The 19,642-nt window shown below is 58.6% G+C and carries 18 protein-coding genes and 1 pseudogene; 6 read left to right on the top strand and 13 right to left on the bottom strand.

The window, feature by feature from the left end; genetic code table 11:
* The first annotated feature begins 128 nt into the window (after window positions 1–128).
* From THALAR_RS18950 to THALAR_RS18840, 3 genes and pseudogenes are all read left to right on the top strand, one after another.
* Window positions 129–3,470 (top strand): M10 family metallopeptidase C-terminal domain-containing protein, encoded by a 3,342-nt coding sequence (locus THALAR_RS18950; protein ID WP_021101378.1) that lies wholly within the window; start codon window positions 129–131, stop codon window positions 3,468–3,470.
* A 91-nt stretch (window positions 3,471–3,561) separates the two neighbouring features.
* Window positions 3,562–3,948 carry a hypothetical protein gene (locus THALAR_RS09750; RefSeq protein WP_021101377.1) on the top strand — a complete coding sequence of 129 codons (387 nt, stop codon included), beginning with the start codon at window positions 3,562–3,564 and terminating at the stop codon, window positions 3,946–3,948.
* Window positions 3,949–4,023: 75 nt separating this feature from the next.
* Window positions 4,024–4,170: pseudogene (locus THALAR_RS18840) on the top strand (helix-turn-helix domain-containing protein); the annotation flags it as partial.
* Between the two features lie 288 nt (window positions 4,171–4,458).
* Here the strand turns inward: THALAR_RS18840 and THALAR_RS18690 are convergent.
* Window positions 4,459–4,608, bottom strand: a complete 150-nt coding sequence (locus THALAR_RS18690; RefSeq protein ID WP_021101375.1) for a hypothetical protein — start codon at window positions 4,606–4,608, stop codon at window positions 4,459–4,461.
* A 593-nt stretch (window positions 4,609–5,201) separates the two neighbouring features.
* On the opposite strand from THALAR_RS18690, the gene THALAR_RS09745 reads away from it, so the two are divergent.
* The gene (locus tag THALAR_RS09745) at window positions 5,202–6,056 is read left to right on the top strand and encodes a DUF481 domain-containing protein (protein WP_021101374.1); all 855 of its coding nucleotides are present in this window, start codon (window positions 5,202–5,204) and stop codon (window positions 6,054–6,056) included.
* 43 nt (window positions 6,057–6,099) lie between these two features.
* Here THALAR_RS09745 and THALAR_RS18420 read toward each other — a convergent pair whose 3' ends face one another.
* The 6 genes from THALAR_RS18420 to THALAR_RS09720 form a co-directional block, all read right to left on the bottom strand.
* Window positions 6,100–6,246, bottom strand: a complete 147-nt coding sequence (locus THALAR_RS18420) for a hypothetical protein (protein WP_021101373.1) — start codon at window positions 6,244–6,246, stop codon at window positions 6,100–6,102.
* 35 nt (window positions 6,247–6,281) lie between these two features.
* Window positions 6,282–7,970 (bottom strand): cis-3-hydroxy-L-proline dehydratase, encoded by a 1,689-nt coding sequence (gene lhpI / locus THALAR_RS09740; RefSeq protein ID WP_021101372.1) that lies wholly within the window; start codon window positions 7,968–7,970, stop codon window positions 6,282–6,284.
* Window positions 7,971–7,994: 24 nt separating this feature from the next.
* Complete coding sequence (locus THALAR_RS09735; protein ID WP_040818300.1) at window positions 7,995–8,438, bottom strand: hypothetical protein; 444 nt, start codon at window positions 8,436–8,438, stop codon at window positions 7,995–7,997.
* Complete coding sequence (locus THALAR_RS09730; RefSeq protein WP_021101370.1) at window positions 8,435–10,027, bottom strand: ABC transporter substrate-binding protein; 1,593 nt, start codon at window positions 10,025–10,027, stop codon at window positions 8,435–8,437. The genes THALAR_RS09735 and THALAR_RS09730 overlap by 4 nt, the downstream gene beginning before the upstream one ends.
* Window positions 10,028–10,216: 189 nt before the next feature.
* Window positions 10,217–10,690 (bottom strand): SRPBCC domain-containing protein, encoded by a 474-nt coding sequence (locus THALAR_RS09725; RefSeq protein WP_021101368.1) that lies wholly within the window; start codon window positions 10,688–10,690, stop codon window positions 10,217–10,219.
* Window positions 10,691–10,699: 9 nt separating this feature from the next.
* Window positions 10,700–10,885, bottom strand: a complete 186-nt coding sequence (locus tag THALAR_RS09720; protein WP_021101367.1) for a choline-sulfatase — start codon at window positions 10,883–10,885, stop codon at window positions 10,700–10,702.
* 251 nt (window positions 10,886–11,136) lie between these two features.
* Between THALAR_RS09720 and THALAR_RS09715 the strand changes: the two genes are divergently transcribed.
* Window positions 11,137–11,946, top strand: a complete 810-nt coding sequence (locus THALAR_RS09715) for a TRAP transporter large permease subunit (RefSeq protein ID WP_021101365.1) — start codon at window positions 11,137–11,139, stop codon at window positions 11,944–11,946.
* A 224-nt stretch (window positions 11,947–12,170) separates the two neighbouring features.
* Window positions 12,171–13,793 carry a thiamine pyrophosphate-binding protein gene (locus THALAR_RS09710; protein ID WP_021101364.1) on the top strand — a complete coding sequence of 541 codons (1,623 nt, stop codon included), beginning with the start codon at window positions 12,171–12,173 and terminating at the stop codon, window positions 13,791–13,793.
* A 50-nt stretch (window positions 13,794–13,843) separates the two neighbouring features.
* On the opposite strand, the gene fahA is transcribed toward THALAR_RS09710, so the two are convergent.
* The 6 genes from fahA to THALAR_RS09680 form a co-directional block, all read right to left on the bottom strand.
* Entirely contained in the window at window positions 13,844–15,094 is a 1,251-nt protein-coding gene (gene fahA, locus THALAR_RS09705; RefSeq protein ID WP_021101363.1) for a fumarylacetoacetase, read from the bottom strand.
* Between the two features lie 10 nt (window positions 15,095–15,104).
* On the bottom strand, window positions 15,105–15,740 hold the full coding sequence (gene maiA / locus THALAR_RS09700) for a maleylacetoacetate isomerase (RefSeq protein ID WP_021101362.1): 636 nt from the start codon (window positions 15,738–15,740) through the stop codon (window positions 15,105–15,107).
* A 5-nt stretch (window positions 15,741–15,745) separates the two neighbouring features.
* Window positions 15,746–17,101 carry a homogentisate 1,2-dioxygenase gene (gene hmgA, locus THALAR_RS09695; RefSeq protein ID WP_021101361.1) on the bottom strand — a complete coding sequence of 452 codons (1,356 nt, stop codon included), beginning with the start codon at window positions 17,099–17,101 and terminating at the stop codon, window positions 15,746–15,748.
* A 63-nt stretch (window positions 17,102–17,164) separates the two neighbouring features.
* Window positions 17,165–17,710, bottom strand: coding sequence for a VOC family protein (locus THALAR_RS09690; protein WP_021101360.1), 546 nt, complete (start codon window positions 17,708–17,710; stop codon window positions 17,165–17,167).
* A gap of 66 nt (window positions 17,711–17,776) precedes the next feature.
* Window positions 17,777–19,093: a TRAP transporter large permease gene (locus THALAR_RS09685; protein ID WP_021101359.1), complete on the bottom strand. Its 1,317-nt coding sequence runs from the start codon at window positions 19,091–19,093 to the stop codon at window positions 17,777–17,779.
* Window positions 19,090–19,641 carry a TRAP transporter small permease gene (locus tag THALAR_RS09680; RefSeq protein ID WP_021101358.1) on the bottom strand — a complete coding sequence of 184 codons (552 nt, stop codon included), beginning with the start codon at window positions 19,639–19,641 and terminating at the stop codon, window positions 19,090–19,092. The genes THALAR_RS09685 and THALAR_RS09680 overlap by 4 nt, the downstream gene beginning before the upstream one ends.
* Window position 19,642 lies beyond the last annotated feature (1 nt).

Raw genomic sequence — 19,642 nt, 5'->3', positions numbered from 1 at the left:
ACATTATTAAATGATCGGGAAAGGGGAAGAATCCTAACAGATTTTGCGTGCCGTTCGTGCCGGGAATTGGCAGCAGCGAAACCACACAGCCGTTCTTGACCACGGGTGTGAGACCGGGAGCCTCTGAAATGCCAGATTCAAATCAAAACAGCGATCAATGGTGGGTGAACGACCAAACGCCGGATAACCCCTATGGAAAAAGCGAAGATTATGAAGCCTATCTCGACTATCTCGGCGCGCTGAATCGCAGCCTGACGCCCGAGATCGCGGCGGAGCCGCTGCGGATCAACGTCGAAGAACTCAGCAACCACCCCGAATATCAGGCGGCGGCAGTCGGTGCCTTGCAGATGTGGGCCTCTGTCACGCCGCTTGAGTTTGAAATCGTCGACGACACGCCCTGGGACAGCACGACCGACTGGATGCGGGTTGTCAGCCCCGAGCTGGGCGAGCCAAATGATGGCAGCGCCTTCTCCGCCAACCGCTATGTCAGCGTGGGTCAACGGTTCCATGACACCGAGCCCAACCTGACGGATATCGGCGGCTATGTGTTCGATTCCTTCATTCATGAATTCGGGCATGAGTTCGGCCTGAACCACCCCGGCCTTTACAACTACAGTGGCCCCGGTGGCATACAGATCAACTACCTCAACAATGCGACATGGACCTATGACCGCCAGCAATACAGCGTCATGTCCTATTTCGACGGGATAGATGTCGGCGAGGACACCCGTTGGTCGGCGTCAACGCCGCTTATGGCTGACATCGAAGCTGTGATCCGCCGCTTTTTCTCGACAGTCGACGAGGACGGCGTGCGGACCTACGAGACCATTGACCTGATGACGGGCGACAACGTCTACGGCTTTGGCAGCACCGAATATGGCTACGAGCTGACCTCGTCAGGCATGACGCGCGATATCGGCTTCGTCATCCATGACACCGGCGGCACGGACACGATCAACTTCTCCGGCTCGACCGCAGGCACCATCCTAGACCTGCGCGCAGGGCAGTTTTCCAGCGTCAACGGACACAACAACAACGTGTCGATTTTTGCGGGGCACAATGCTGACGGGACCGAGTATTACATCGAGAACGGCATCGGCAGCGCCCATGACGACATCCTGATCGGCAATGACGGCAATAACGTTCTGGACGGTCGTGGCGGCGCGGACCGCATGGCGGGCTATGATGGCGACGATACCTACTTTGTCGACTCCCTCGACGACATCGTGCGCGAAGAGGAAGACGGCGGCAACGACACCGTTATCGTGCTGTCGACCGATCTGGATATCGGAAGCATCGATAACGTCGAAACCATCATCTACGTCGACCAATCGACCGCGCCGCCAGTTGTCGGTGGCAGCGGAACCCCGCCCAGCGTTGGCGACAACACGCTGACCAGCATCATATTCGGCGACGCCGGAAATAATGTGCTCGATGGTGGTGCGGGAAGCGACACGATCTTTGGGCTGGGGGGCGATGATCTCATCATCGGCGGTCGTGATACGCTTGCCAGCCGCGATATCAACAACACGATCCCCGTCGCGCAGCTTGACGACCAGACGGAGAGCGACGACGGCGACGACTCGCTCTATGGCGGCGATGGCAACGACACGATCCTTGGGGGTGCCGGCAACGATATCCTCGATGGCGGTGACGGCGACGACATACTGAGCGGTCAGGCCGGGATTGATATCTTCAGGGGCGGCGCGGGTGTCGACACGGTCGACTACAGCAGGGAGAGCCCCTTCCAACTGCTCGTCAATCTGGAACAGAACATTGCCAGCGGTGGCACCGCGTCGGGCGACACGTTCTACGACATCGAGAACCTGATCGGCTCCGATGACCGCATCGACCGGTTTATCGGCACCTCGGATGCCAACCACTTCTGGGGCCGCGGCGGCGGCGACGTCTTCAATGGCCGTGATGGCGATGACATTTTGGACGGCGGTGCTGACGGCGATATCCTTTACGGCGAAGGAGGCAACGACACGATTATCGGCGGCGGCGGTCAGGACTACATGAACGGCGGCGAGGGCATTGACACGGTGGTCTACGCGGGCAGCTCCGACGGGGTGACGGTTGATCTCGCGGCTGGCACGGCCCGTGGTGGCGACGCGGATGGCCCGGTGCAGATCGTGGGACGTGGCACGGTTATCCGGCATGATTTCGTGGTGGATTTCGAAAACGCTGTCGGCTCGTTCCATGATGACCACCTGATAGGCACCGACGGGGCGAACGAACTCTCCGGCGGGTCAGGCGACGATATTCTGACAGGTGGTGACGGCGCGGACATTCTGAATGGCGGCGCAGGTAGCGACACGGCGGACTACGCCGACGCGACAGGCAGGGTCAGGCTTGACCTGCGCAGGGACGGATCGGAGGGGGACACCTATAATTCGATCGAAAACCTCTCCGGCTCCGGCTTCAACGACCGGATCAGGGGCGACAACGGTGCCAATGTGCTGACCGGCCAAGGCGGTGACGACAACATTCGCGGCGGCGCGGGCGACGACATCCTGCTCGGCGACTACGCCTATCAGGGCGAGCCGTTACCCGAACCGGGCTTGGGCACGGGCTATGCCACGCTCGGGCCGGATGCGACGAACAACTCCATCGCGACCGCCTTCGATATCTCGGACAACTTCTCTTTGGAGGAAGACCCGAACATCTTCGACTCGACGACCGTCCTTCATACGACCGTCAACGCGACCGGAAACGGGCTGGCGGGATACTACAGCATCGAGCTGGCCGCTGGCACGTCCATCTCCATCGACATCGACGGGATTGCCGACCCCAACGTCCATGACAGTTGGGTCCGGCTGCTGGACAGCAATGGCAATATCGTCGCCGAGAATGACGATGGCGGCGGCGATCCCGGCTCCACAAGCAACCGCGATTCCAGCGTTGCCTTCGTGGTCGAGGAAACCGGCACCTACTACATTGTCGAAGGAAGCTGGACCCCGACCAGCACGCAAGGCGGCTGGACGGAGGCGGTGCCGGACGGCTCGACATATACGCTGAACGTGTCGGTCGATTTCCCGCCCGAGCCGGTTCAACCGGGCGTTGCAGGGTCCGATACGCTTCGCGGCAACCGTGGCAGCGACCTGCTGGATGGCGGACTTGCCGCGGATATCCTGATCGGCGGCGCGGGGGAGGATTCCTTCCGCTTCTCCACCGCGCTTGGGGACGGCAATGTCGACTGGATCAGGGATTTCGATGCAGACGACGACCTGATCCTGCTGGACAACCTGATCTTCGAGACCGTGGGCGGCGATGGCGCATTGTCCTTCGATGCCTTCTATCAAAGCTCGTCAGGTGTGGCTTTCGACGCCAGCGACCGCATCATCTACGACACCGATGACGGGGTGCTGTCCTACGACGCGGATGGTTCCGGAGACATTGAGTCCATTCAGTTTGCCCGGATCAGCACAAACCTGAACCTTTCGGCAGATGACTTCGTTATCATCTAGATCGACATCGGGAGGGGCGCCTTCGGGTGCCCCTCCCGGCAAAAGCCCTGTGTGTTGGCACGGGCATCTCACCAATAAGGGAAAATTGGCAATGAAAGGTTTCACCACCCGTCGCGCGGTTTTGATGGCGGCAGCGGCGATTGCTACGTCCTTCAGGAGTGCCGCGGCGCAGTCGCACGATATCCGCGGCGAAGTCGGGTTCGAGGGCGGCGCAGTTATTCCGGAAGGTGAAATCGAGATATCTGTTGAAGATTCTGCGAAGAACACTGCGCGACACAACGCCGAGAAAACCCGCGTCAAAAGTGATGGAAAGTCAAAGATGATTGCCTTCTCCATGCCCTCAAATTCGCAAGCCTCCTCAACATTGGAAATCGTGGCGCGTCTAGAAAAAGCGGATGGCTGGTTGCTCGCCCGGGGCAGCGCACCGCTCAAAACAGGCTCACGCGTTCACATAATGCTTAATAAGGCTGTGTATTGAGGGAATAGGGCTTTGTCGCAAACTGTAGATATGTACGGACTCTCGGGACACTTCCTGTAAATACCCTGATTTGGGATGGAGGAAGTATTCATGACAAACGAAGAACGCGACATTCAACGCAAACTTAGAGTGCTTCAGCACGCCGAGACGATCGGCAATACTCGCAAGGCCTGCCGGTATTTTGGGGTCGGAAGGTCCAGTTTTTATAGATGGCGCGATGCCATCAAACCGTGACAGGTCCACAGCTACTGCTCCGTTTGTTTGGTCAATTCCGGGCCAAACTTCTGAACCCAGCGAAGAACGTTCGACCGTTCAACGGTGTCTCCACGCTATTACAGAAGATCGACCGCGTCTTGATAGGATAGGGGACAGCGCAAATATTAACCCGCGGCGCAGGGAGCGGTGTCTTGCGGAAAACGGTGGTGCTTGAATGGGGACTTGCGCGGTCTGACCAACCTCAAAAGTACGAAAACTCGCCAATCTACCCGCTAATGCAAAAGCTCCTGTCATCTACTTCTTGCCGAGCGTTCCATGTAGCAAAGGGCGAACATAAATGTGGAAATTGCCCTTCTGCTCCAGCCGGACTTCAAGGGCGGACTTGGGCAGTTGCTCGAGTTTGCCTGCATAGTCTGCCGCTGCCCACTCATCTTTCAGATGCATGGCGATCAAAAGCGGATCGACTAAAAACGCATGGGATAGTTCCGCACCAAACGGAATGACGCGCGCTGATATTCAGTACTCCATTAATCAGACAGTCTTCTGGTTAAACTGCTTTCGCTTCCAAAAGCTCTGATGATCACACATAGTCCCGAATGAAATTTTTTTATTGAAACTCCCCGGCAGCACGCTTTTGATTGGTCGTATGCAAACCCATCGAGCACTTTTCGAAAAACGAAAAACCCCCGTCATTCATCGAAGGCTTAGGTTTTTTCTCGAACCTCAATTAAATGCAGATTTCACGGCACTGAGCGATAACTTGCCACTGTGTGAAATAAATCACTTGGACCGCGCGATAACGATGTGATTGGCGCTGTTTGAGATGTTCGAAAACATCAAGAAAAGCAAAAGTTTACAGTGGCAGGGCCTACTTACCGGATCGCAAAAAGTTCCATAACAATCGAAAAAATATAAACCAGTTATTTGGCGTTTGTATTACGCAATTTTCCCCCCACATCTTGGCCTAGCATCTTTGCTTTTCGAGCTCCGGCGTTCGTGTCGGAAAGCCGTCACATTAATTGGGAAAGGATCAACCCATGAGACTTGTTTCTAAACTTGCGACCGCATCCGCGGTCGCGTTGCTAGTTGCGTCGCCTGTTATGGCGCAAGAACGCGTTTTGGGCACCAAAGCTTTGGACGACCGCATTGACGATATCCGCGACGATGTGACGGACGATCTGGAGCGTGGCGATGACGACGAACGCTTCGGTCCCAATGGCGTGCGGCAGGGCTTTAGCGGCTCTCTGGCGGTGACGGCATCCGGCACCTCGGGCAACACCGACAATGGCGAGTTGTCCGGCGCTGGACGTCTGTCCTACGGCATCGGCGCGTGGAACCACTCTGCCGGTTTCGCGATCGAGTATGGCGAAGCGAACAACCAGAAGAACGAAGAGAAGTTCTTCGCGACCTATGAAGCACAGCGTTACTTCAACGAGAAGTTCTACCTGTTCGGCATCGGTCGCTACGAATGGGACGGCTTCTCGGTCGATACCGCTGGCAACGTCGTTGAAGGCAACTCCACAGACGCGTTTCTGGGCTTCGGTCCCGGCTATCGTGTGATCAACACGCCAACGCAAGCCTGGCGTCTGCAGGCCGGTATCGGTGTGCGGTATACAAAAGACTTCGCCGGCGTGTCTGAAACGGAAGAAGCCGTCATCGGTTCTTCGCGCTACTACCTCAGGCTGACGGACACGATGTCGCTTACCAATGATACCGACATACTGTCGTCGTCCGCGAACACCGTCGTGTCGAACGATCTGGGCGTAAACTTCAAGATGTCCGACAATCTGGCGACCCGCGTGTCGTACAAAACCGACTACAACAGCGACCCGACCGCAGGCCGCAAGTCGACTGACAACACCGTAGGGGTGTCCTTGGTTCTGGGCTTCTAAAAATCTGCCGGTGTGGCCGGACAGAACGATTTCCCTCGAGAGGTCAGGTCACATTGAACGGGAGAGGGGCGGAGTAATCCGCCCCTTTTTTTCGTGCTTTGGCCAGCCAAGTTGCGGGCAGCGAGCCTGTTTCGGGTGCCAGGCCGTCGATGATTTGCACGATAATCGGCACTTCGGTCAGCAAAAGCACCTCGCTTGGCCCAAAATAATGCAAAACCTCTTGATCTATAGAACCCACCCGGGCGGATCAGTCGGCGCATTCCCAGTCACGGCGGCTTTGGCGCAATCGGAAAGGCTACCGAACCGGACCTCTCTTCCGCTCAAGCCGGGTGCATAGTGGGCGTATTTGCCGGAGTTCGTCATCAGGGTTTTGGCCTTCGTCGGGAACATCGGTTCAACAATCGAGCACCAACACAGATCAGAGTAAAACTGAACGCCTGCCGATTGTAGCTGATCGACCAATCCTTCGGACTGCGCCCGCGCCATGACATCACGGCCCAGAGTTATGATGACGGAAATGTCCGGATGCTTCTGCTTGCCCGCCATCAAATTGGCGAAGCTGCGTGTTTCTTCAAACGAAAAGTGCGGGCTTCCCAGAGCAATCAGATCAACGCTGCTGGAGCCGGAATTGAGTTCTCGCCATGCGGCTGCCAAGTCAGTTCGGGTTATTCTTGCGGTGGCTGCATCGCTGACCGGATCTAGATCGCCTTCCGGTGTCACCCCTGCCACATGCAGCAGGGCAGCAGCCGAGGTCGTTCCGAAAGCAGCACAGAGGGCGCGCAGGTCATCACGGCTTGGTGCGGCCTTTTCCAACCCCCTCAACACAGGAACCCGATCAGGGGCCAGATGACCGGATATCCAACCAAGCAGCGGCCAGAGGGCATCGTCATATCCCGCGGGCGGATCAACGTCGATCACCATCCGCGGGCGCCGGTTCCCGGACAGATAGACCCCGGTTTCCGGTGCGCGGCCAGTCAGAGCAATGAACAGATCAACGTAGTCGGGATGTTTGGCCGTCCGCGCCCCCAGCACGCTGTTGGCGAAAATAACGGCATTCGATTCCGACCAGCCGATGCTTTCGCCCAGTTGCGGCACGTCGTCGGCCAGATAAGGCGCACACGTAAATGTCGGTCGTGCCCCCATCCGGACATAGGCGTCCGCCAATCGGCTGGCGGCCTGCCCGAACTTGGGCGATACGCCGTGGTCGGTCCAGTTTTCGCGATCGACGGAGATTGCATTGATCGTTGTCGGTATGGCGACCTTTGCCTCCATCCTGGCCATGGTCTCGGCGAAAATGAGGTTTGCATCATGGGCGTAAATGCATCCGTCAATATGGCCTCGCGTAACGTCAATCAGCCGCTCTGCGCCTTGCGAAGCTGCCATGGCGCAGATGACCTCCATCGCCAGGGCGACGGACCGCCCCTGGTCCCCTGCCAGCATGGCCTTGTCAGCTGGCGTCAGTTCCAAATCGGTTTGCGTTACACGGTGCAGGTCGATCGAAAACTGTTCTGCCGCCAGCATGTTGCCCTGAAGCCGTGCGGATTTTCTGGAGCGCAGATTGTCATAGTTGGAGGCCGCCAACCGCGCCACACCGACGGTTCTGTCGAACATATGTGAGGCAATCACGGCACCCAGCGTCAGGACCTCCTCATCCTCGCGAAAGATCAACGCCGCCGGTGCGCGACCGTTCAGGGCCAGTTGCAGCAGAACGCCGCTGCCCGAACAGGAACCCCGGCTGGTCGGCATGAGGACGATTTTGCCTGCGAGGGATTGGCCGTGAAGGTCATGATGCGCGTCGATCACGGTGCCGGTGTCCGGGTCTACGCCGCCCCAGAAACTCAGACCTTCTTCGCAGGCGATAACTTCAGCGTTAACCTCCGCCGGAACGATCAGAAGGGATTTTTGTTGCTGCATCTGGCTGTCATCTGGAAAGCTGCCTCAAACGGCGCATTGCTTCACCGCCGAAATCAAATCGTCGCGATGTTGCTCAATGGCCGCGAGGCAGTGGTCCACGGTCTGCGGCGAGAAGTAGTGTTCTTTGTCCAGAATGTTGACCGTCCCTATGACCTCTTTCAAGCTAATCGGCACGTTTAGTGCAGCGCCACATCCAAGGCTTTCAATCAAGGCATGATCCGGAAAATAGATCGCGAATTCGGCAACGGTGTTGGCGACGAAAACCTCGCCGCGTTCGACCACCTGTTCGGTCCATTCCCCTTGGGACATCGATTTGGTCCCTGACACCGGATAAGCGTCAGGGTGAGACGTATAGACCCGCCGCGCAAGACCAGCGGCGCGGTCCAGCACCGTCACGGTGAACAACCGCCCCCCGGTTTGCGTGTGCAAGGCACGATAGATCGCCTCGGGGGACGGTTGATGGGTCATTCCTTTTCGACCAGACGGTAGAAGACGTAGTCAGAGGTGGCGCCGTTGACGTACCCTTTGATGTTGTCCCGCATCGCAACCTGCTTGATCGCCTGGAACATGATGACGTACGGCGCTTCGGCCTGGGTTTCTTTCTGAAGCTCCAGATACATGCCAAGCCGCTTGTCTGCATCCTGCTCGCCCAGGGCTGCCATGGTTTTGGCGTTCATCTCGGCCGGTGGCATCCATGCGTTGCGCCACGTCGTGGTCGAGGCGTATTTGTCATCAGAGTTATCCTTGTTGTACGCAAATGCCTTGGCGTTGGAATGCGGGTCCATGAAGTCAGGCCCCCAGTACAGCAACATCGCCTCATGGGTGCGCGCGCGGTATTTGGTGATGACCTGCGCGCCTGTGCCTGCGATGATCTCGAGGTTGATCCCGCCCTCGGCAAAAGAGGCCTGCAACGCCTGTGCCATTTCCACGAAAGTGGGAGCAGATATGACATCCATCGTGACGTTGATCGGTGTCTCCACCCCGGCGTCCTTCAGGATTTGTTTGGCCTTTTCGGGGTCGTAGCTAAACGGTGTGTCGGTCAACGCGCCGGGAAAACCATCCGGCCAAAATGCCTGATGCACCTTCATCTGACCCTTGAGCATGCCATTGGCCATGCCTTGATAATCCACCAGATACCGTGCGGCTTCCCATACCGCGGGATCGGTCAGACTGTCCGTTTTCTGGTTGAACGACACCCAATGCACCGCGGCTTGCGGATAGGTCTCTATACGCACGCCATCAACGCCCTCAAGACCGGCGATCTGATCGGGTTCGAGGTCCTTGGCCATGTCGATATCGCCCGCTTCGAGCTGCAGTCGTTGGGTTGCGCCTTCGGGGTTGTGCTGAATGATGACGCGGTCCATTGACGGGCGGCCCTGATAGTAATCGGGGTTGGCATCAAGCGAGAGGATATCGGCAGGGCGATAGGTCGCCAAGCTGAATGGCCCGGTCCCCGCAGAGTTCTTGTTCATCCACGCATGGCCCATATCGCCGTCGACCTCGTTGGCCATGACGGTTTGCATGTCCACGACGGATGCCGGCCGCGCCGCCAATACGTTCAAAACGAAAGAGGGCGCGAAGTCGCCCTCGTAACGCACGGTGACGGTGTTGCCTTCAGCGGTGACCATCTCGGCGATGTTGTCAGCGGTCCAACCCAACTGGGTCAGAATGAAGGATGGGGCCTTATCAAGGGCGACGACGCGGGTCCATGATCCGACCACATCCTCGGCGCGCAATGGGTTTCCGGAATGGAATTTAACCCCCTCGCGCAAGGTGAATGTGACGGTTTTGGTGTCGGCATCGATTGTCCACTCGGTGGCTAACGCGGGGGCCAGCACGGTTGTGTCGGTCGCGTCGTAACGCACCAACGTGTCATAAGTGTTGGCAACATACTCGCCCGAGCTGAATTCGTAAGCCGAGGCTGGATCAATCGTCACGATGTCGTCGATGTTTTGCGCCACCACAAGTATGTTGTCTGGCGTTGCAGCTGTCACCGGCGAGAGCGCCAAGGCGCTTGCCAGAAGCCCGGCGATGAGCGTTGTCTTAACGTTTAGCATGTCGTCCCCCTTAGTGGTTGGTGACCTCGAACAGAGGTTTGCAGCGGCTGCTGCGAACAAGGTTGTTTGGCCTGAAGACCACGCTAGGCCTCAACATCTTTGATTTCAACAAGATCGCCGCCCTTCATGACAGTAAGCCTGTCGAATATCTGACCCACGCGGACATTCGCGGTGGATGTCACGCCCAAATCAGTCTGGTGATTTGAAGCTCGCAGCATAAAGCCCCAGCCATTCCTGCCAGCGGTCCAGACCGATCATAACGTCCTTCATGGCCTGCGCACCGTCACCGTGGCGATCAAAATCGTAGTGTTCTACGGTCACGCGGGTGCCGGTTGCCATTGGCGCAAAGGTCACGTCGATCAGGCTGGCCCGGTCGGGATCGACCTCTGCAATCCACGGTTTGTGCAACGGGTCCATCTGCCATGCCAGCGACAGCTTGCGCTCTGGCTTGACTTCTATGGCGAAGCCCCAGGAAACAACTTCGCCGGTTTTTGTTATTTCGCCCCATTGTCCTTGGGCAGGATCAATGAAAACCCGTTCGAGGTTTTCTTCGCTGCAATGGCAGTGCTCTGTATCCCACCACAGATGCAGTCCGTCGACAAAGCGCTCCCACGCTTGCGCGGGGGATGCGGGAACGGTGATGGAGCGGGTAATCGAGTTCATGGCATTTCCTCAGGCCCGGGCAGTGGGGCAGAGCGACAGATCGCGTAATGCGATTTGGCGGCGGGCAAAGGCCTCCAGCAGCCGCAATTTTTGCGCTGCGGAGTCGGGGTCGTCCCACAGGTTGCGGGTCTCATTCGGGTCGGCGCGAAGATCGTATAGCTCGCCCCAATCGGGCGCTGCCTCAAGCAACGACATCCGCCAGCCCTGATCGACGAGCGACACGATAGAGCTGCGCGCATCGGGGTCTGCGCCGTGTCGCGCCGCAGGAAAGGAGCGCGGATCACGCTTTGGTAATGCAGCCCCATCTTCAATAGGCGCGGCCTCACTACCACGGTGATGGCGCCGCCAAGATACTGGATCACTCTGGCTTTGCCGATCGGCATGTTTCTGATGGCGGTTCAATTTCTGTTTCAGGCAGTCGGCGCGATCAGGCGGGACGGATTCTGATGCTTGAGTGGTATAATGTGATCGCCCTCGTGGTTGGCCCGCTGCTATTGTTAATGGTGGCTGGACTGCCGGTGGCGATTTCGTTCCTCGCAGTGAACATTGTCGGTGCATACATCCTTCTGGGGGGTGTGCCCGGGGTGCGGCAGGTGGTGATGAATACCATCGATTCCCTGTCGAGCTTCACCCTCGTTCCGGTAGCGTTGTTCATGATTATGGGCGAGGGGATGTTCCAGTCCCGCATCGCAATTGACCTGATGGGCACGCTGGATAAATGGTTCGGGAACTTGCGCGGTCGGCTGACCTGGAATGTGTTCTCCAAGTCCATCCTTGGCAGTGCCAATATTTCGGTCATGGTTCTGTTGATCGTATCAGGCGCGGTAACTTTCACGCAACTTCTGGCCTTTACCGGGGCGACCTATGGCATGGTCGACGCGATCGTCTCGCTCGATGTCAGCCCGAACGCCATTGTGCTGACAATGATTGGCGCAGTGATCTTTCTGGGCATGTTTATGGGGCCGCTGCCCATTATGCTGATCACGCTGCCAATCTTCATTCCCGTCATCCTGCAGTTTGGCTTCGATCCGATCTGGTTCGCCGCGATGTATCTGGTGGCGATTGAAACCGGATCCACGTCACCACCGCTTGGTGGCGCGCTCTTCGTGATGAAGGCCGTGGCTCCTTTGGGGACCACGATGAATGAAATCTACCGGGCCGCGACGCCGTTTATCATTTGCGATCTGGCGGCGATCCTGATCCTGTTCTATGTGCCGCAACTAGTGACCTGGCCCGTGGAATATATGTTCCGCTGATCAGCCGCCAGCTCGAGGAGTTTGGAGACAGGGTGTTTACCGAATGGGTCGTCCAGTTAATTGCCTGATGGTCCACGATTACGGCAGCGCTTCTATTGCGGCTAAAAGTAGTGTCGCACCGCTGATCCATCGTGCATTCTGTCCTGCAACAACTCGCGGATTGTACACCTTACGCCTGAGTTTTAGGCTATCAGGGATGAAGCCGCGCCAGGAGTGAATCCCACATGACCGGAAAAATGCACGTCTACCAAGCGATTGCCCGGAGCACCCGCGACCACGGGGTTGATACGATGTTCGGCCTGATGGGCGACGCCAACCTGTTCATGGTGGACAGCTTCGTGCGGGATTGTGAGGGGCGGTTCGTCCCGTCGGCGCATGAGGGCAGTTCGGTGCTGATGGCGCTGGCTTATGCGCATGTTACGGGGAAGACTGGCGTCGCGACGGTGACCCATGGCCCGGCGCTGACCAACTGTATGACCGCGCTGACAGAAGGCGTGCGGGGGCATATCCCCATTGTCCTTCTTGCAGGCGATACGCCGGTGGCCAATCCGCGCCATCTGCAAGGCATCGACCAGCGTGAAGTGGTCAAGGCAACCGGCGCGGGGTTCGAGCAGTTGCGCGCGCCCGACACCGTTGGCATGGACGTCGCGCGCGCCTTCTATCGCGCACAGGTCGAGCGCCGCCCCATCGTGCTGAACATGCCTGCCGACTTCATGTGGCAGGAGATGGAACACACCGCGCATGTGCTTGACGTTTTCACCGCACCTGGTGGCGTGGCCGAGGGCGACATTCTGGACGAGGCCATCGGCATGATCGCTTCGGCGCGGCGACCGCTGATTTTGGCGGGTGGTGGCGCGATCACGGCGCGTGATCAGCTGATCCGGCTGGCCGACCGGCTGGAAGCGCCGTTGGCTACGACGTTGAAGGCAAAAGGGTTGTTCAACGACCACCCCTATAACATCGACATTTTCGGAACGCTGTCCACGCCGGCCGCTTATGACCTGATTGCCCAGTCGGATTGTATCGTGTGTTTCGGAACCGGATTGCACGATTTCACGACTGATCGCGGCAAGCTGATGAAGGACAAGCGCGTCGTGCAGGTGGACGTGAACCCGACCGCCATCGGCGGCGGGCTGCATCCCGACGCGGCACTTGTGGCCGATGCGGGCCTGACGGCCGAGACCATTCTTTATTGGCTGGATCAGGCAGAAATCCCCGCAAGCGGCTTTACCCGCGAATTGGACATCGAGGTGCTGACGGCGCATCCTGCGGGGGCGAACAAGACAGCCGACGGCTTTGTGAACTTTGTCCACGCGCTGGAACGGCTTGAAAAGGCGCTGCCCGATGACCGTGTTCTGGTCACCGATGGCGGGCGGTTCATGACCGAAGTGTGGTGCCGCATTTCCGCCCCCGATCCGCATAGCTTCGTGGTCACGGCAAACTTCGGCTCCATCGGGCTTGGATTGGCGGAAGCCATCGGCGCGGGCGTCGGTGCGCCCGACAGGCCCGTGGTGGTGTTTAGCGGCGATGGTGGCTTCATGATGGGCGGGATCAACGAGTTCAACACCGCCGTGCGTCTTGGGCTTGATCTGGTGGTGATCGTCGCAAACGACTCTGCCTATGGCGCAGAGCATATCCAGTTTCTTGACCGGAAAATGGACCCGAGCCTGACGGAATTCCACTGGCCGTCCTTCGCGGAGATCGCCAGCTCGTTGGGCGGAGAAGGGGTCGAGGTGCATTCGAACGCTGACCTCGAAGCCGCGCTGACGGCGCTTGAGGGCCGCAAAGGTCCATTTCTGATCGAACTCCGGCTGGACCCGCATGACGTGCCGCGTATGCGGATTTGAAAAGCCGTGGATGATCGCCGCAGGAATGAACCCTGCGGCGATCTTTTCGTTTAATCCAGAGCGGGCGCTGGCCGCAACGTGCCTGCGCAGTCTCCGAACCCGATCCGGTATCCGTCGCCTTTGGCCACTCCGCGCAGGGTCAAGGTGTCGCCGTCTTCCAGGAATGTGCGCGTCTCGCCGGTGTCCAGCGTCAGGGGTTCCTTGCCGCCCCAGCTGAGTTCCAGCAAACTGCCGCGATTTTCCTTTTCCGGCCCCGAAATTGTGCCGGACCCCAACAAATCGCCCACCCGCATCGGGCAGCCGCTGGTGGTGTGGTGGGTCAACTGCTGCGCGGCAGAGTAATACATCACGTTGTAGTTCGTGCGCGACAGGATCGTCTCGGCCTTGCCTTCGGGGGCGAGACCCACTTCCAGATCGATGTCATAGAGCATCGGGCCGGGTTCTTTGAGATAGGGCAGCAGCTCTTTTTCGCGCGGCGGGGTCGAGGCGCGGAAAGGCTCTAGCGCCGGTTTCGTCACGATCCACGGGCTGATTGTGGTGGCGGTCGCCTTGGCCTGAAACGGGCCGAGCGGCACGTATTCCCACGCCTGAATATCGCGCGCGGACCAGTCGTTCAGCAACACATAGCCGAAGATCATGTCGTCGGCTTCTTGCACGCTGACGCGGCCTTTTGACGGCTTGCCGACGATGGCGCCCATCTCAAGCTCCAGATCGAAGCGTTTGGAGGCCTCGAAGACCGGCATGTCCATATCGGGGGATTTCAGCTGGCCGTTGGGACGGGTGACATCCGTGCCACTGACCACGACGGAGGACGCGCGACCGTTATAACCAATCGGGATATGCAGCCAGTTTGGCGGCAGGGCATTGGCTGGATCGCGGAAGAGCGAGCCCACGTTGAAGGCGTGATGGCGACCTGCGTAGAAGTCGGTGAATTCGGTGACGGTGAACGGCATTTCCAGCGTCGCCTTGCCCATCGCCACCAGATGGCCTTCAAGGTCGGACTTCTGTGCAGCACCTTCGCTCAGGGCTTCTGTCAGAAATTTGCGGAAGCTGGCCCAGACATCTGGTCCCAAGGCCATGAAGTCATTCCATGTGCCACGGGCAAACACGCCGCTTTCGGGCAGGTCCAACAGACCGGCCTTTTCCAGAGCTGTTACGTCAAGGATTTGATCGCCGATGGCCACGCCTGCGTGCAGATCCCCGCCGCCGACGCGAAAAGCCCCGTAAGGCAGGTTGTTGAGCGGGAAGTCGGTATCTGCCGAATTGGCGGTCTCGACCCAAGAGCGGAGTAGCTGTGTCATATGAATTCCTTCAGGTAGCGTCTGGCTGATTTTCGGGGCGTGCAGCCTCGAAAGCCGGCAGTTTCATGGCGTGTTCTTCGATTTCGAGCAGTCGGGCGAAGGGCGTCATGTCGACCCCCCAACGGTGTGCGTTGTAAAGCTGGGCGACTAGGCAGATGTCGCACAGCAGCGGGGTGTCCGAAAAGCTGAACCCGCTGCGATCAGGCAATAGCGCCTGATAGGCATGGAAACCTTCGGTCATCCAGTGGCGCATCCACTCGGTGCCTTGATCCGCCGTCAGCCCGTATTCGGACTTCAGGTGGCCAACGACCTTGAGGTTGTTCACTGGATGAATTTCCATTGCAATGGTGTGCGCTGCTGCCTGAACCCTGGCCCGTAACAACGGGTCATTTGGCAACAGGGCAGGGTCCGGGGCGAGGTGGTCCAGATAGTCCAGTATCGCCAGCGATTGGGTCAATACCGTGCCGTCCTCAAGGACCAGCGTCGGAACCCCTTTTACGGGGTTCTTCGCCACATAGTCTAGCTCGCGCTGTTCGCCTGCCACAAGGTTCACAGGGACCGTGTCATAGGCCAGACCCTTGAGGTTCAGCGCCACCCGCACCCGGTAGGATGTGGTGGAGCGCCAGTAAGAATAGAGCGTCAACATCGCCACTACTTCTTGCCCGGCGTGCCGTCGAACTTCTTCTCAAGATCCGCCCAGCAGTCGATATAGTTATCCTGCAAGGGGGCCTCTTTTCCGGCAAATTCGGTCAGGTGCTGCGGGAAGCGGGTCTCGAACATGAAGGACATGGTGTTGTCCAGCTTCTCCGGCTTCAGATCTGCGTTGGACGCCCCTTCAAACGCATTGCGGTCCGGCCCGTGCGGCAGCATCATGTTGTGCAGGCTTATGCTGCCCGGCGCAAAGCCGTCGGGCTTGGCATCGTATTGGCCATAAATGTTGCCCATCATCTCCGACATGACGTTCTTGTGGTACCATGGCGGGCGGAACGTGTCCTCCATGGTCATCCAGCGTTCGCGGAACAGGACGAAGTCGATATTTGCGGTGCCGGGAACGCCGGAAGGGGCGGTCAACACGGTGAAGATCGACGGATCGGGGTGGTCGAACAGGATCGCGCCGATAGGGCAGTAGTCGCTGAGGTCATATTTGACCGGGGCGTAGTTGCCGTGCCATGCGACCACGTCCAGCGGTGAGTGGCCGATCTTGGTCTCGTGGAACTGACCGCACCATTTGATCGTCAGGGTCGACGGCACCTCGCGGTCCTCGAACGCTGCAACCGGCGCTTTGAAGTCGCGGCGGTTGGCCATGCAGTTGGCCCCGATGGGGCCACGGCCGGGCAGTTCGTATTTCTGGCCGTAGTTTTCGCAGACAAAGCCGCGGGCTGGACCTTCAAGAACCTCGACGCGGTAGACAAGGCCCCGGGGCAGGATTGCGATTTCCTTGGGCTCAATGTCGATCACACCCAACTCGGTGCAGAACCGCAAACGGCCTTCCTGCGGCACGACCAGCAATTCGCTGTCGGCGGAATAGAAATAGCTGTCGACCATGCTCTCGGTCACCAGATAGATGTGGCTGGCCATGCCGACTTGGGTATTCACATCCCCCGCCGTGGTCATGGTGCGCATGCCCGTCAGCCATGTCAGCGGCTCGTCGGTATGGGGGACCGGATCCCAGCGGTATTGGCCAAGGCTGGTCACGTCCTCCACAACATTGGGTGCGGTTTTCCAGTAGGGTACGTCGATCTTTTCATAGCGGTGCGAATGCTTGACCGATGGCCGGATGCGGTAGCACCATGTGCGTTCGTTCTGGTGGCTGGGCGCGGTAAAGGCGGTGCCGGACAACTGCTCGCCATACAACCCGTAGTTGCATTTCTGCGGGCTGTTCATACCCTGAGGCAACGCGCCGGGCAGGGCTTCGGTCTCGTAGTCATTGCCGAAACCGGGCATATAACCGGGCGTGGTCGTTTTGCCGTCCGCCTGTACCAGCGGGCTGATATCCATGTCTTTCATCGCGCGTCTCCGTCTGTCTGAGGTAGCCCGCGCAAGGCGATCCTTGGCGCGGGCGGGTTTGGTTCAGGTGTTTTTCTCAAGCTCTTTGGCGTGCAGCCAGTCGGCGTGCTTGGGGGCTTTCTTGGTTTGCGACCATTCTTCGAGCATATCCCATTTCACTTCGTCCATACGCGCCAGCATGGCCTCCTCTTCGGGATCGGGGCAGGCCAGTTCGATGCGGTGACCGCTGGGATCGAAGAAGTAGATCGAGTGGAACAGCGAGTGGTCGGTGATGCCCAGAACCTCGACGCCATTGGCCTCAAGATGCTCTTTGAATTCGATCAGGGTATCGCGGTCTTTCACCTTGAAAGCGATGTGCTGTACCCATACCGGCGTGTTGGGATCGCGGCCCATTTTCGGCTTTGTCGGCAACTCAAAAAAGGCCAGCACGTTGCCGTTTCCTGCATCCAGAAACAGGTGCATATAGGGGTCCGGCTCATGGGTGGATGGCACCTTGTCCTCGGCAATCGCCAGAATAAAGTCCATGTTCAGCATCTTGCCGTACCATTCGACGGTTTCTTTGGCATCGTTACAACGGTAGGCAACGTGATGAATTTGTTCGATTTTCATTTGCTTTTCCTTTCCGAGCAGACAGATAGGTTGAGATTTAGGGCGCGACCACTTGGCCGCGCAGATCTACATCGCCCCGACCAACCACAAAGACAGAGAGGGGACGAGGATCAACAGGGTCAAACGCAAAATGTCAGCGACCCAAAACGGAAACACACCTTTAAAGATTGTGCCAAGCGAGACGTCTTTCAGAACCCCCTTCAGCACAAAAACATTCATGCCGACAGGTGGCGTGATCAAACTGATCTCGGTGGCGACAACCACGACAATGGCAAACCAGATCAGCGCGTTTTCAGGGTCCAGCAGCAGCTCGTTGGCGAATTGCAGCTCAAACATCAGCGGATAGAACACCGGCACCGTTAGCAGGATCATCGACAGGCTTTCCAGCACGCAGCCAAGGAGCATGTAGACCACGATGATAAAGGCGATAACCGCCCAGACGGGAAGTTCGTTGTCGACGACGAACCCGGCCAACGCATCGGGCAGCCCTGCAAAGTTGATGAAGTTCGTAAACAGCTCGGCCCCGATGATGATGGCAAAGATCATTGCCGTGGCCCTGACGCTGTCCATCGTGGCGTCGAAAAATTCGCGCCACGACATGGTGCGCAAAACGGCCGCGATCACGACGGATGCACCGGCACCCATGCCCGCTGCCTCGGTCGGGGTGAAGAACCCGCCGTAGATGCCGACCATGATAAACAGGAACAGGCCCAGAACGCTGAACAGGCCGATCATGTCGCTCCGGCTCAGAGGCTCGGGGTCGGCTTGCTTGGGGGCCAGCGCGGGGTTCAGCCGCACGGCGACCATCACCGCACCCAGATAGAGCGCAACCCCGATGATGCCGGGGATGATGCCCGCAATGAACAGTTTGGCGATGTTGGTTTCGGTCAGCAGGCCGTAGATGATGAGGATGACGCTGGGCGGGATCAGGATGCCCAGCGTGCCGCCAGCCGCAATCGACCCGGTGGCAAGTTTGTCGTCATACCCGAACCGCCGCATGGAGGGCATGGCGACCTTGGACATGGTTGCAGCAGTGGCGAGCGACGATCCGCAGACCGCAGAAAAGCCGCCGCAGGAAAATACCGACGCCATTGCCAGCCCGCCGCGCATCCGGCCAAACAGGCGGTTAGCCCCTGCAAAAAGGCCCTGTGCCACACCTGATCCGGCTAGAATGTTGCCCATGAAGATGAACAACGGAATAACCGACAGGCTGTAGGACAGCGCGGTATCAAAGGCCACTTGGCCCGTCATTGCCCAGGCGGGCTCCCAGCCGCGCATCAAGGCAAATCCGATGCCGCCAACTGCCGACATGGCGAAGGCAATCGGCACGCGCAGCAAGATGAGCGCAAGCAGAATGGCAAAACCGATCAGTGATTCAGTCATGGTGCGCCCTCTAAATGATCCTCGTCACCGGGATGTTCGAAAGGCGGCTGGACCCCGCGCAGGAAGGCGATAAACGCCGATAGCAGGCAGGCTGCGCCGGCCAAGTAGCCAAAGGGCGCAAGGGGAATTTGCAGTGCGTTGGTCACCGCGCCATCTACCGCAGACTGGTAGGCGTGGGTGAATAGCCGCCATGAGAATGTCGCCAGCAAAGCCGCCGAGAACAGTCCGGCAAAGGCCGACAACCACCGCTGGGACCGCGGGCGGAGCGCCATGTTGAGCAGATCAACCTCGACATGCTCGTTGCGTTCCGTGGTCAGGGGCAGCGCCATGAAGACGAGGGCCGCAAGCAGCAGCTCCGTCATCTCGAAAGCGCCTGACAGCGGTGCGTCAAGGAAGTAACGCCCGATCACGTCGATGCAGGTGATAAGGGCGAGCACAAGCAGAATAACCGCGGCACCGACCCCAAGGGTCCGGTCCAGCAAGAGGCCGATATCCAGCCCCCCGTCCCGAGGGGGCTGGTTTGGAAACCGGTGTCGCAGCTTTTCCATT

This window comes from Litoreibacter arenae DSM 19593, assembly GCF_000442275.2.
Classification (GTDB): domain Bacteria; phylum Pseudomonadota; class Alphaproteobacteria; order Rhodobacterales; family Rhodobacteraceae; genus Litoreibacter; species Litoreibacter arenae.
The sequence above is the reverse complement of the archived record's forward strand: the minus strand, read 5'-3'. Positions and strand labels throughout refer to the sequence as shown.